Source organism: Stenotrophomonas sp. FW305-3-2-15-E-LB1 (assembly GCF_058787375.1).
Map to the genome: position 1 here is coordinate 24,687 of NZ_JBYSZR010000040.1, position 13,069 is coordinate 37,755.

The 13,069-nt window shown below is 69.1% G+C and carries 9 protein-coding genes and 1 pseudogene; 3 read left to right on the top strand and 7 right to left on the bottom strand.

What is annotated here, in order from left to right:
* Positions 1 to 66: 66 nt before the first annotated feature.
* On the top strand, positions 67 to 294 hold the full coding sequence (locus AC3WL7_RS20015; protein ID WP_492752711.1) for a glutaredoxin family protein: 228 nt from the start codon (positions 67 to 69) through the stop codon (positions 292 to 294).
* A gap of 79 nt (positions 295 to 373) precedes the next feature.
* On the opposite strand, the gene AC3WL7_RS20020 is transcribed toward AC3WL7_RS20015, so the two are convergent.
* From AC3WL7_RS20020 to AC3WL7_RS20030, 3 genes are read right to left on the bottom strand one after another with little or no spacing between them, the layout of a single operon-like run.
* Entirely contained in the window at positions 374 to 946 is a 573-nt protein-coding gene (locus AC3WL7_RS20020; protein WP_492752712.1) for a YceI family protein, read from the bottom strand.
* A 3-nt stretch (positions 947 to 949) separates the two neighbouring features.
* A complete protein-coding gene (locus AC3WL7_RS20025; RefSeq protein WP_079222815.1) occupies positions 950 to 1,522 on the bottom strand; it encodes a cytochrome b in 573 nt (190 codons plus the stop codon).
* Positions 1,519 to 2,163, bottom strand: coding sequence for a YceI family protein (locus AC3WL7_RS20030; RefSeq protein ID WP_079225342.1), 645 nt, complete (start codon positions 2,161 to 2,163; stop codon positions 1,519 to 1,521). Before AC3WL7_RS20030 ends, AC3WL7_RS20025 begins: the two co-directional genes overlap by 4 nt.
* Before the next feature lie 162 nt (positions 2,164 to 2,325).
* On the opposite strand from AC3WL7_RS20030, the gene AC3WL7_RS20035 reads away from it, so the two are divergent.
* Positions 2,326 to 5,865, top strand: coding sequence for a sensor histidine kinase (locus AC3WL7_RS20035; protein ID WP_492752714.1), 3,540 nt, complete (start codon positions 2,326 to 2,328; stop codon positions 5,863 to 5,865).
* A gap of 98 nt (positions 5,866 to 5,963) precedes the next feature.
* Positions 5,964 to 9,494, top strand: coding sequence for a hybrid sensor histidine kinase/response regulator (locus AC3WL7_RS20040; protein ID WP_492752716.1), 3,531 nt, complete (start codon positions 5,964 to 5,966; stop codon positions 9,492 to 9,494).
* Positions 9,495 to 10,057: 563 nt separating this feature from the next.
* On the opposite strand, the gene mdtD is transcribed toward AC3WL7_RS20040, so the two are convergent.
* The 4 genes and pseudogenes from mdtD to AC3WL7_RS20060 form a co-directional block, all read right to left on the bottom strand.
* A complete protein-coding gene (gene mdtD / locus AC3WL7_RS20045; RefSeq protein WP_200732667.1) occupies positions 10,058 to 11,506 on the bottom strand; it encodes a multidrug transporter subunit MdtD in 1,449 nt (482 codons plus the stop codon).
* 90 nt (positions 11,507 to 11,596) lie between these two features.
* Complete coding sequence (hemE, locus tag AC3WL7_RS20050; protein WP_492752717.1) at positions 11,597 to 12,679, bottom strand: uroporphyrinogen decarboxylase; 1,083 nt, start codon at positions 12,677 to 12,679, stop codon at positions 11,597 to 11,599.
* A 26-nt stretch (positions 12,680 to 12,705) separates the two neighbouring features.
* Entirely contained in the window at positions 12,706 to 12,945 is a 240-nt protein-coding gene (locus AC3WL7_RS20055; protein WP_019336384.1) for a WGR domain-containing protein, read from the bottom strand.
* Between the two features lie 48 nt (positions 12,946 to 12,993).
* Positions 12,994 to 13,069 (bottom strand): annotated as a pseudogene (locus AC3WL7_RS20060) (hypothetical protein); the annotation flags it as partial.

Genomic DNA, 13,069 nt, shown 5'->3' on the forward strand with positions numbered 1-13,069 from the left:
TATTCTAGCGGTTCATGCCGCCCGCCATGGCTGCGGCGCAGCATTTCCGCCAAGGGGGCCGGACCGGTGTTGACCCTGTTCCAGCGTGATGATTGCCACCTCTGCGACATGGCCCTGGCCGAGCTGGCCAAGGCAAGGGCGCCGGAGTTCGATTCGGTGTTCCTGGACGACCAGCCCGGGCTGGAGGCGCGCTATGGCGCGCGGGTGCCGGTGCTGCGCGACGAGGCCGGCGACCGCGAGCTGGACTGGCCGTTCGATGCGGCCGCGGTTCAGGCCTGGCTGGCTGCGGGGTGAATCCGCCGGGCATGGCCCGGCGCTACCCGACATCAACGTTCCAAGGTAGCGCCGGGCCATGCCCGGCGGCAGACCCGTGTTATTTCGCGTCGAACTTGACGATCGTGCTGATCGAGGTTTCGTCCGGGATGGTCTTGGTGTCGGCCCAGTCGCCGCCGCCCACGCCGAAGTCCAGGCGCTTGACCGTTGCCTTGCCGGTCAGCACCGGCTGCGCACCCGGCTTCCAGGTGAAGGTGAGGGTGACCGGCTTGCTGACGCCGCGCAGTTCCAGCGTGCCGTCGGCGGCGTACTGGTCGTTGCCGACGGCGCGGAAGCCCTTGGCGGTGTAGTGCGCGGTGGCGAACTTGCCGACATTGAAGAAATCGGCGCCCTGCAGGGTCGAGTCGCGGTCGCTGTTGCCGCTCTTGGCGCCGGCCAGCGGGATCACCACGTCCAGCGAACCGGCAGCCGGGTTGGCCGGGTCGAAGCTGAGCTTGGTGGCAAAGCCCGGGAAGCTGCCGGTGAACACTTCACCGTCGTACTTGGTGGCGAACACCAGGATCGAGCCGGCGCCGGGGGCCTGGGCGTAATCGGCGGCCAGTACCGGGGCGGTGGCCAGCATGCCGGCCAGTGCGGCGGCCACGGCGGCCGGGGTGGTCAGTTTCAGGGTCATGGGTCAGTCCTTCTGGGGGGAGGCGAGCCAGCCGCGCGGCAACATCCGCGACAGGGTGGCATCACGCTGGAACAGGTGGTGGTAGAAGGCAGCACCGGCATGGGCCAGCACCACCGCGATCAACAGCCAGAAACCGTACTCGTGGATGGCATGGGACACCGCAACGGTCTGCGGGTCGGGGCCGCTCAGCTTGGGCACGTCGACCAGGCCGAACCAGCGGAACGGGCGCAGGCCGCTGGCCGAGTCATACAGCCAGCCGGACAGCGGAATGGCGAACATCAGCACGTACAGCAGCACGTGGGTAGCGCTGGCGATGCGTTCCTGCCAGCTGGGCACGCCCGGCACCGGCTTCGGCGCACCGGCATACAGGCGCCAGCCGAGGCGGAACAGCACCAGTGCCAGCACGGTGATGCCGATGGACTTGTGCGCGGTATAGACCCAGAAGTACTTCGGCGTCTTGGGCAGTTCACCCATGGTCAGGCCGACGATGCCCAGGGCAAGGATCAGCAGGGCGATCAACCAGTGCAGGGTCTGGCTGACACTGCCCCAGGCGGCGGGAGTGTTCTTGGCGGTCATCGGGGGTCCTTGGGGGCCGTCGTGCTGTCGGAGTGGGAATCAGGGGCGGGAGTTCCCGGCGCATCGCTGCGGTCGAACGCGGCTTCGGCCTCGATCCTCACCTGTACGGCATCGCCGATGACGCCCGGCCACGCGGTGATGCCGAAGGCACGCCGGCTCAATGTGGTGGTGGCGGAAAAGCCGACGGTGCGGCGGAATGGCGGCAGCGGATAGCGCTTGACCGCGTTGAGGGTGACATCGAGCACCACCGGCTGGCTGACCCCGCGCAGGGTCAGGGTGCCGGCGACCTGCGCATGCTTCTCGTCGACCGGCTCGACGTGGGTGGATACGAAGCGCGCGGTGGGGAAGCGTTCGCCATCGAGCAGGCTGCGGGCGAGGGTGGCCTGGTTCCACTTGGCATCACCCAGGTCCAATCGCGACACGGGGATCTCAACGTCCAGAGTCGCCTCCCGCCAGTTGTCGGGATCGAACCGCAGCTGTCCCGCACTGCCGGAAATCGTGCCCATCGCCTGCGAATAGCCGGCATGGTCGATGGCGAACAACACGCGGGTATGCACCGGGTCGATGCGCCAGGCATCGTTGCCGGCCCACGCCGGGGCGGCGGCAAGCAGCAGGGGCAGCAGGGCCAGGCAGGAACGCATCGGCAGGGCTCGGCGGAAAGGTGCCTCGATCATACGCACAGGCCCTGCACTGCGCTGTGTGCACGGCTGCAACAGTTCGTGGTGGCAATGCCGCTGGAAACAGCCTGTTGCAGCGATGACCCCGGCCCTGTGTGACAATCGGCGCAGGACAGGGGGTTCAGGATGAAGAGCGGCTGGCGCCGGTACTGGCGGTGCATCGCGGGGGCAGGTCTGTTGCTGATGGCGTTGGCCACCTCGGCGGCGACCTTCGACATGGCTGGTGAAACACCGCGCCTGCGCCGATTCGGTGCGGCCGAAGGCTTGCCGTCGCGCATGGTGCTTGCCTTGGCCGAAGACCGCAGCGGGCACATCTGGGCCGCCACCGACGGTGGCCTGGCGCGCTATGACGGCGGCACCCTGCGGGTCTGGCAGCACGATCCGGAACAGCCCGGCTCGCTGCCCGGCAACGAGATCGAGACGCTGCTGGTCGATCCGCTCGACCGCGTCTGGGTCGGCATCAACGGCAAGGGCGTGGCCCGGCTGGATGCGGACCGCGAGCGCTTCACCTCCTTCGACGCACTCAACAACGAATGCCAGGGCCAGGTCTGGACGCTGGCCTATGCCGAAGAGGCACTGTGGGTCGGCAGCAGCACCCACGGCGTCTGCCGTTTCGGCGAGGACGGCAGCCTGCGTTTCTTCCGGCAGGCACCGGGTGGCCTGCCCAGCGACACCATCTACAGCAGCCTGGTCGACGCGCAGGGACGCCTGTGGCTGGGCACCGAAGCGGGCCTGGCGCGCTGGAACGGCACCGCATTCGAGGCGGTCGCCGCGCGTGAACTGGGCGCGGTGAGCGTGCTGCGGTTGAGCCGTGATGCCGAGGGCGCGATCTGGATCGGCACGCAGAACGATGGCCTGTACCGGATCGATGCGCAGGACCGGGTGAGCCGGCCGCGCTGGGCCGACAGCGCCCAGCTGCGTTCGGCGATGGTGCTGGCCGATCGCCAGGGGGGCTACTGGGCCGGCACCTCCGACGGCCTGCTGCGCGGTGATGCGAGCCAGCTGCGGCGGCTGGAGGGCGACCGCGGCAGTGGCTTCCTGACCAGCCACAGCGGCGTGCTGGATCTGCTGCAGGATCATGAAGGGGGCATGTGGGTTGCGCTGTTGACCCAGGGCCTGGCCTACCTGCCGCCGGACTGGCGGCGTTTTTCCACGTGGTACCAGCTGGATGGACGCCCGCTGGACAGCCAGTACCTGCTGAGCGCGGCCAGCGATGGCCGCAACTACTTCGTCGGCTCGGCCCACGGTGTCTACCAGATCAACGCACAGGGCACGCTGAGCCTGCTGGCCAGCGACCGCGAGCTGGGCAGCGGCGCGGTATGGTCGGTGCTGCCGCGCCCGGATGGCCAGCTGTGGCTGGGCCGCGCCGGACGCCTCAGCGTCTACAACCCGGCCCGGCGCACGCTGCGCGACTGGCCCATCGCCGGTGGCGCCGACCTGCGCCAGCGCATCGACCTGATGCGCCAGGCCCCGGACGGCACGGTCTGGATATCGGTGATGAACATGGGCCTGCAGCAGCGTGCGGCCGATGGCCGGGTGCTGCGGACCTTCGAGCTTGCGGCGCTGCGCGGCGAAGGCGATGCGCCGGTGGAGCAGATCCGCTTCGATGCGCGCGGGCAGGCCTGGCTGGTCGGCGCGATGGGAATCTGGCGCGAGCAGGCCGAGCGCTTCGTGGCCGTGCCCGGCGTGTCGCAGGGGCAGATCTACGACCTGGTCTGGATCGACCCGCAGCAGCTGTGGCTGGCCAGGCAGGGCGCATTCGAACGCTACCAGTGGGATGGCCTGGGCCTGCGCCTGATCCAGCGCGTCGACGCGACCTACGGCATGCCGCCGGTCAGCATGGGCGGGCTGGCGCTGGCCCGTGATGGACGCGTGTGGGCCACCACGCCGCGTGGTCTGGTGCGCTGGGATCCGCAGACGCGGCGCGTGCAGCAGTTCAACGAACGCGATGGCCTTCCGGATGCCGAGTTCACCGGTCGGCCGCCGGCCATCGGCGCCGACGGCCGCGTGCTGGCGGTGACCCAGACCGGCCTGGTCGGTTTCGATCCCGACGCGGCCGATGTCGTGCTGCCGCCGTCGCAGCTGGTGATCGCGCAGGTGCGCGTGCGCCGCGACGATGCGCGTGGCTGGCAGCCCTTGCCGGCGGACGGCACGCTGCTGCTGGGCCCGGATGATCGCGACCTGCAGATCGACGCGCGCCTGCTGTCCTATGCCAATCCGCAGGGCAACCGCTACCGGTTCCGCGTCGACGGCTACGACCAGAACTGGGTGGAGCAGGGCGGCGATGGCCAGCGCACGCTGTCGCGGTTGCCGCCGGGGCTGTATTCCATCGAAGTGCAGGCCGCCACCGCCAGCGGGCCGTGGACGGCCTCGCAGCGGCTGCAGGTGAAAGTGCTGCCACCGTGGTGGCGCAGTGGCATGGCCATCTTCGGTTACCTGATGCTGGGTTCGCTGTTGCTGCTGGTGACGGTGTGGTCGATCCGCCGGCGCCTGCGGCGGCGCCAGCAGTGGCAGCTGACCGTGCACAAGCAGCAGCTGGCCGAGCAGGCCTCGCAGGCCAAGAGCCGCTTCCTGGCCACGCTGGGCCACGAGGTGCGCACGCCGATGACCGGCGTGCTGGGCATGAGCGAGCTGTTGCTGGCCACCGAACTGGACCCGGTGCAGCGCAGCTACGCCGGCTCGATCCAGCAGGCCGGCAGCCATCTGCTGCGGCTGGTGAACGACGCGCTGGACCTGGCCCGCATCGAGGCCGGGCGGCTGGAGCTGGATATCCGTCCGTTCGATCTGAACGGCCTGCTCGACCAGGTGCAGGCGCTGATGCAGCCGATGGCGCAGCAGCGGCAGCTGGCGTTCCGGCGCGAGGACGCGCTGCCCGGGCCGATCTGCGTCAGCGGGGATGAAATGCGGATACGGCAGATCCTGCTGAACCTGCTTGGCAATGCGATCAAGTTCACCGAGCGTGGCTACGTGGGGCTGGGCGCTCACCTGCAGGAGGGGGGCGGCGCGGTCACCTTCGAGGTCAGCGACAGCGGCCCGGGCATCAATGCCGAGCAGCAGCGCCGGCTGTTCCACCGCTTCGAGCAGGCAGACGGGCCGCGCACGGCGTCGCGCTATGGTGGCAGCGGGCTGGGGCTGGCGATCTGCCAGGAACTGGCGGTGGCGATGGGCGGGCACATCGACGTGGACAGCCAGCTTGGCAAGGGCGCGCGTTTCCGCGTGCATGTGCCGCTGCCGTGGACGCGCCAGGCGGCGTCGCCGCAGAGCGAGGTGGCCGCGGTGCCGGTGCTGCCCGCCCTGCGCATCCTGCTGGTGGAGGACGATGTCACCGTGGCCGAGGTCATCGCCGGGCTGCTGCGCGCGCGCGGGCACCAGGTGGTGCACGTGCTGCATGGGCTGGGTGCGCTTTCGGAGATCGCCACCGACGGCTTCGATGTCGGCCTGCTCGACCTGGACCTGCCCGCGCTGGATGGCACCGCCATCGCCCGCCAGCTGCGCGCGATGGGCTACGAGCTGCCCCTGGTGGCGGTGACCGCGCGTTCCGATGCCTATGCGGAAACCCAGGTACTTGCCGCCGGCTTCGATGGTTTCCTGCGCAAGCCGGTGACCGGTGACCTGCTGGTGTCAGCAATCCTCCAGGCCCGGTCGAAACGCCAGATCGACGTCTGATCGGGACAATCGCTGGCGTGAATGCCCTGACTTTCGGTTTACCATGCCGACGCCGCACAACGCGGGGTCCATCAACAGGCAGCGTGAGGAGGCAATCGGTGGCGTATCTGCGGGCAGCGACGCTGCTGCTGATCCTCCTGTGCGTGCTGGCGCCCGTGGCCGCGCAGCCGGTGCCGCCGACCCCGCGGCAGGTGACCGTGTTCGACGGGCTGCCGTCCAACACCGTCAACCGCATGGCCGAAGACCGCTACGGCTACCTGTGGATCGCCACCAATGACGGCCTCGCCCGCTACGACGGGCGCAACTACCGCGTCTGGCGTTCCGAGGACGGGCTGCGCGACAACCGCATCTGGACCGTGCTGGTCGATGCCCAGAACGAGCTGTGGATCGGTACCGAGAATGCGGGCGTGGTGCGGATGTCGGCCGATCGCCGGCAGCTGCGCTTCTACGACCGCAGCAGCCAGCCGTTGATGGCCAGCAACACGGTATGGAGCCTGGCCTCGACGCCGGACGGCGCCATCTGGTTCGGCACCTACGGCGGTGGCCTGTACCGGCTGGATCGCGGTGACCGCCTGCAGCGCTTCCTGCCCGAAGTAGACAACCCGCGCAGCGTGCCGGCCGCCTCGATCCCCTTCCTGGCGACCCTGCCCGACGGCACCTTGTGGGTGGGCACGAAGCACGGCGTCGCGCGCTGGACCGGTACCGATTTCGAGCGCATCGAGGCCGGTACGCTGCCCAGCCAGCTGGTCAATGGCCTGACCGCCGAGCCTGACGGCAGCCTGTGGATCAGCACCGTGGCCGGCGCCACCGTGCGCCGGCCCGACGGCCACTTCGAGGCGCCGCCGTGGCAGTTGCCGGCCGATGACCAGGTGCTGGGCATGATGCTGCGCGATGAGCAGGGCGGGCACTGGCTGGACACCCGCAGTGGCCTGGGCCGCGCGGTGAATGGCCAGTACCAGACCGTGCCGCTGTACAGCGCGGTGGCGCGCGGCCAGGTGCGGCCGAACTGGGCGGGGGCCTATGAAGACCGCGAAGGCGGCATCTGGCTGGCCAGCACCAATGCCGGCCTGTGGCACCTGCTGCCGCGCTGGTGGCAGTTCTCGGTGTTCTCGCGGCTGGAGGACGATCCATCGTCGCTGCGCAATGCCTACGTGCTGGGCACCAGCCCCTCGGCCAATGGCGGGGTGTGGACGGTCGGCAGCCACGGTGCGTTGGATCGTTTCGATCCGCGCAGTGGCGACATCGAACAGCACCGGACCTTCCTCAATGGCATGCATTGGCTGACCTCGGTGCGCGAGGATCGACGCGGCCAGGTCTGGGTCGGTTCCACCGACGCACTGCTGCGCTACGACCCGCGCAGTGGCGCGCTGCGGCGCTGGGACGGGGAAAGCGGCGCCGATGCCACGATGGAGGGCAACATCGATGCAATGATGACCTGCGACGGCGACAGCCTGTGGCTGATGCTGCCCTCGGGCCTGCAGCAGCGTGACCTGGACGGCCACCTGCGCCGGCAGCTGGAAAACGGGCGTGACGGCCTGCAGGCCGGCCAGCTCAACATGGATGTCGAATGTGGGCCGCAGGACCGGATCTGGCTGGCCAGCAGCCGCGGCCTGCTGCAGTGGCAGCCCGATGCGCAGCGCTTCCAGCCGGTACCCGGGGCGCCGGCCACGCCGGTGTATGCGATCGACGTGGGCGCCGATGGCCAGGTGTGGCTGTCCGAAGACGGGCGCCTGTCGCGCTACCTCTGGCGCAACGGGCGGCTGGAGCGGCAGGCAGTGATCGGCAGCGAGCAGGGCTACCCGGCCATTGCCGCGACCGGCCTGGTGGTCGATGCGCAGGGCGTGGCCTGGGCCACCGGTGCGCGCGGCCTGGTGAGGGTGGGGGACGATGGCCAGAGCGTGCGCCTGTACGGTGTCCACGACGGCCTGCCCAGCCAGGAATTCCGCGACCACACGCTGATCGCCACCGCGAGCGGGCGGCTGGTGGCCGGCACGCCGGCCGGCGTGGTTGCGTTCGATCCCACGCTGGTACGCCCATCGACCCGGCGCGCGCCGCTGGTGATCGAGCGGGTGGAGGTGCGCCGCAACGAACAGGTGCTGGACCTGACCCACGACACGCCGTTGCAGATCGCCGATGGCGACCGTGACCTGCGCATCGTCGCGCGCCTGCTGTCCTTTGCCGATTCGGCGTCCAACAGTTACCGCTACCGGCTGACCGGCTACGACCCGGACTGGGTGGAAGTCGGGCCGGGCGGCGAACGCCTGTTCTCGCGCCTGCCGCCGGGCGCGTACCGGCTGGAAGTGCAGGCCCGTTCGGCCGACCACGTCTGGTCGCGGGTGGAAGCCCTGGAGTTCCACGTGCAGCCACCGTGGTGGCGCAGCCTGTCCGGGCTGCTGGTGCTGGCATCCATCGCGCTGCTGCTGACCAGCTGGTTCGCCTGGCTGTACCGGCGCCGCCTGCAGCGCAAGCACGCCTACCAGTTGGCCCTGCACAAGCAGGAACTGGCCGAGCAGGCTTCGGCTGCCAAGACCCGGTTCCTGGCCAACCTGGGCCACGAAATCCGCACGCCGATGACCGGCGTGCTGGGCATGAGCGAACTGCTGCTGGCCTCGCCGCTCGACCCGCAGCAGCGTGGGTACACGCAGTCGATCCGCCATGCCGGCGAGCACCTGCTGCACCTGGTGAACGATGCGCTGGACCTGGCCCGGATCGAATCGGGGCGGCTGGAACTGCAGTCGCGACCGTTCGCGTTGAACGGCCTGCTGCAGGACCTGGCCGCGTTGATGGGCCCGCTGGCTGCCCAGAAGGGCCTGCGCTTCGTGCTGGACAACCGGCTGCCGGCGGGCCTGCAGGCCACCGGCGATGCGATGCGGGTGCGGCAGATCCTGTTGAACCTGCTGTCCAATGCGGTGAAGTTCACCAGTCGCGGCACCATCACCCTGCACGCGCGCTGCGAGGACGGCCCACGCGGCCTGCACTTCGAGGTGCACGACACCGGCCCGGGCATCAGCCAGGAACAGCAGCAGCGCCTGTTCCGCCGTTTCGAGCAGGCCGACGGCGCCCGCACGGCAGCGCAGTACGGTGGCAGCGGCCTGGGCCTGGCCATCTGCCGCGAGCTGGCGCAGGCCATGCAGGGCCGTATCCGGGTGGAGAGCCAGCTGGGCAGTGGCACCCGCTTCGAAGTGAGCCTGCCGCTGCCGCTGCAGCAGGATGGCGTGGGCGAGGCGGGTGAGACGGTGCTGGGTGAGGGTGCAGTGGCGAACATGCCGGCGCTGCGCATCCTGCTGGTGGAAGACGATGCCACCGTGGCCGATGTGGTGGTGGGCCTGCTGTCCGCGCGCGGGCACCAGGTGGTGCATGCGGGCCACGCGCTGGCGGCGCTGCGCGAGATCAGCGCGGGCGACTTCGATGTTGGCCTGCTGGATCTGGACCTGCCGGGCCTGAGTGGTTTCGAGCTGGCCCAGCACCTGCGCAACCAGGGCTACATGCTGCCGCTGCTGGCGGTGACGGCGCGGACCGATGCTGACCTGCAGGAGCAGGTGGAGGCGGCGGGCATCGGCGGGTTCCTGCGCAAGCCGGTGACTGGTGAGCTGCTGGTCGAAGCGATCGCGCGGGTGCTTGGGCGGTAGGTTTTTTTGCAGGGCTTGCAGCCCTGCACCTGCTCAATGCAACGTCAACTTCTAAAGCCTGCATTCCGTGGGATGGCGGGGTGGGTCCGGTTGAGGGGGACGCCGTAAACCCATCCATGGGGGCTTGGTCGCGCCATCCATGGCGCTCACACCCCCTCAACCGGACCCACCCCGCCTTCGACAGATTTCCGCGATCTGTTGGAACGGCGTTCTGCTCTGGTGAATGCCGACCGTTGGTCGGCACGGGGGCGGATCCAATTTTGAATATCGATATCTGACGGATTTCATCCACGCATGGCGTGGATCTACTGGAACGGCGTTCTGCTTTGGTGGGTGCCGACTGTTGGTCGGCACGGGGTCTGTCGGAATGGCGATCTGCTGGGGTAGGTGTCGACCTTGGTCGACACAGTAGATCCACGCCATGCGTGGATGAATTGAATCGATATCTGACAGATGTGCCGACCAACGGTCGGCACCCACCAACAGCCGCCATCCCACGGAATGCAGGCTTTTGATCTTGCTTCGGCTTCTGCAGGTGCAGGGCGCAGCCCTGCCGAAAAAACCTACTCGGCGACTGACTCGACCTGGCGCGGTTCCGGCCTCGTATCCGGCAACTGCCAGAAAATCATCGTCGAGGTCAGCGTGATCGCCCCCACGCAGATGAACGTCGCATGCAGCGCCGCCGTCGCGCCATGGCCCTCCAGGTGCGTGCCAAACGCGGCCAGCAGGCTGCCGGCCGCCGCTGCGCCGAAACCGGCCGCGAGCATCATCACCATCGACAGCAGGCTGTTGCCGGAACTGGCGAATTCGCGGTCCAGGTCACGCAGCGTCACGGTGTTCATCACCGTGAACTGCAGGGAATTGACCGCACCGAAGAACGCCAGCTGCACCAGGCGCCAGGCCAGGTGCTGGCCCGGGGTCATCAGGATGAAGCTGGCCATCGCCAGGCCCACCAGCACCGTGTTGATCATCAGCACGCGGCGGTAGCCGTACTGCTCCACCAGCCTCACCGCCAGCTTCTTCGACACCATGCCCGCCGCCGCCACCGGCACCATCATCAGGCCTGCATGCATCGGCCCCAGGCCGAGGCCGACCTGCAGCAGCAGCGGAATCAGCATCGGCATGGCACTGCTGCCGATGCGCGAGAACAGGTTGCCGAGGATGCCGATGCGGTAGCTGGGCACGCGGAACAGCGCCAGCGAGAACAACGGTGCGGTGGAATTGGCTGCGTGCAGCCAGTAGCCGACCAGCGCGGCCAGGCCGCCCACGGTCATCAGCATGATCAGCGCATGCGGCGTGCCCAGGCCGGAAATGCCGTCCAGCGCCAGTGACAGCACCACCATCGCGAAGGCCAGCATGATGTAGCCGCGCAGGTCGAAGCGGGTGCGGTGGCTGGCGTAGTGGTCGGGCATGATCTTCATCGCCGCGATGAACCCGATCACGCCGATCGGCAGGTTGATCAGGAACACCCAGTGCCACGAGGCGATCTCCACCAGCCAGCCGCCCAGCGTCGGGCCGATCAGCGGGCCGATCAGTGCGGGAATGGCGATGAAGCTCATCGCACGCAGGAAGTCCTCGCGTGGTACCGAGCGCATCACGGCCAGGCGGCCGACCGGCAGCAGCATCGCGCCGCCGATGCCCTGCAGTACGCGGGCGCCGACCAGCTGGTGCAGGTGCTGCGCCAGCGCACAGGCCAGCGAGCCGAGGGTGAACAGGATGATCGCGACCAGGAAGGTACGGCGGGTGCCGTAGCGGTCAGCGATCCAGCCGGAGGCCGGGATGAAGGTGGCGACCGCCAGGGCGTAGCTGAACACCACCGACTGCATCTGCAGCGGGCTTTCGCCCAGGCTCCTGGCCATCGCCGGCAGTGCCGTGTTGACGATGGTCGAATCGAGCATCTGCATGAAGATGGCCAGCGAAACCAGCCACAGCAGGGGGCGGAAACGGGCGTACTCGGCGGGCGATGCGGAGGTGTCGGGTGCGGGCGCGCCTGCGGGCGACGGTTCGGACATGGCGTGGGGGCCGGTGCAGCGTGGGGCCGCCATGATCGCGCAATGCAGGTCACGGCGCGATCAATGCCGCGCCGTGGCCTGTGCCGGGGTTCAGCGCTGGCTGTGCGCGTGCACCGCGTCGACCAGCACCTGCACGTGCGCCGGGTCCATGTCCGGCGACATGCCGTGGCCCAGGTTGAACACGTGGCCCTCGCGCGAACCGCCGTTGCCGGCGGCATAGGTGTCCAGCACGCGGGCGGCGGCGGCGGCGATGGCGTCGGGCGAGGCATACAGCGTGGTCGGGTCGAGGTTGCCCTGCAGGGCAACACGGCCACCGGTGCGGCGCAGCGCCTCGTCCAGGTCCAGCGTCCAGTCCAGGCCCAGCGCATCGGCGCCAGTCTGCGACAGTGCTTCCAGGTGCAGGCCGGTGCCCTTGCCGAACAGGATCAGCGGCGTGCGCTCGCTGCCTTCGCCGCGCTCCAGGCCTTCGGCAATGCGCTGCAGGTAACGCAGCGAGAACTCGCGGTACATCGCCGGCGACAGCACGCCGCCCCAGGTGTCGAACACCTGCAGGGCCTGCGCGCCAGCGGCACGCTGTGCGCCGAGGTAGGCGATGACCGCCTCGGTGGTGACCTCCAGCAGGCGGTGCAGGGCCTGCGGGTGGTTCAGCGCCATCGCCTTGATGCGTGCGAAATCCTTGCTGCCACCGCCTTCCACCATGTAGCAGGCCAGCGTCCACGGGCTGCCGGAGAAGCCGATCAGCGGCACCTGGCCGTCCAGTTCGCGGCGGATCAGGCGCACCGCGTCCATCACATAGCCCAGGTCCTGTTCCATGTCCGGCACCGCCAGCCTGGCGATCGCGGCTTCATCGCGCACCGGGTGGCGGAACTTCGGGCCTTCGCCTTCGACGAAGTACAGCTCCAGGCCCATCGCATCGGGAATGGTGAGGATGTCCGAGAACAGGATGGCCGCATCCAGCGGGAAGCGGCGCAGCGGCTGCAGGGTGACTTCGCAGGCGATCTCGGGGTTCTTGGCCATGGCCAGGAAGCTGCCGGCGTTGGCCCGGGTCGCGCGGTATTCCGGCAGGTAGCGGCCGGCCTGGCGCATCAGCCAGACGGGGGTGCAGTCCACCGGTTCGCGGCGCAGGGCGCGCAGCAGGCGATCGTTGCGGAGGGGGCTGGTCACGATGGGCATTCCTTGGGCGAAAGTTGGCAGCGGCGTCAGTCGCCGTGCGAAAGAATCTGGAAGCCGCGATGCAGTTCGGCATCGCGGGCCTTCTCGAAGGCATGGCGGGCTTCGTCGGCCTGCAGGAACAGCTCGCGCCGCAGCTGCGAGCGCGCACCGACGCGGCCGCTCTCGCGCAGCAGCTCCCAACCGCCGAACAGGTCCGGCTGCAGGCTCAGGCGCAGGAAGCGCGGTGCCTGCGCACCGGCATCGGGATGTTGCAGGTAGACGTGCATAGGCCGATTGTAGCGGGGCACGGGTGACCCCTGCCGCAACGTGGTAGTGCCGGCCGGGAGGTCCACGGCGGTCTTGCCGCCGACCGAGGAGTCGACCATGGCCAGCAGGGTGGTCGGCAGCTGC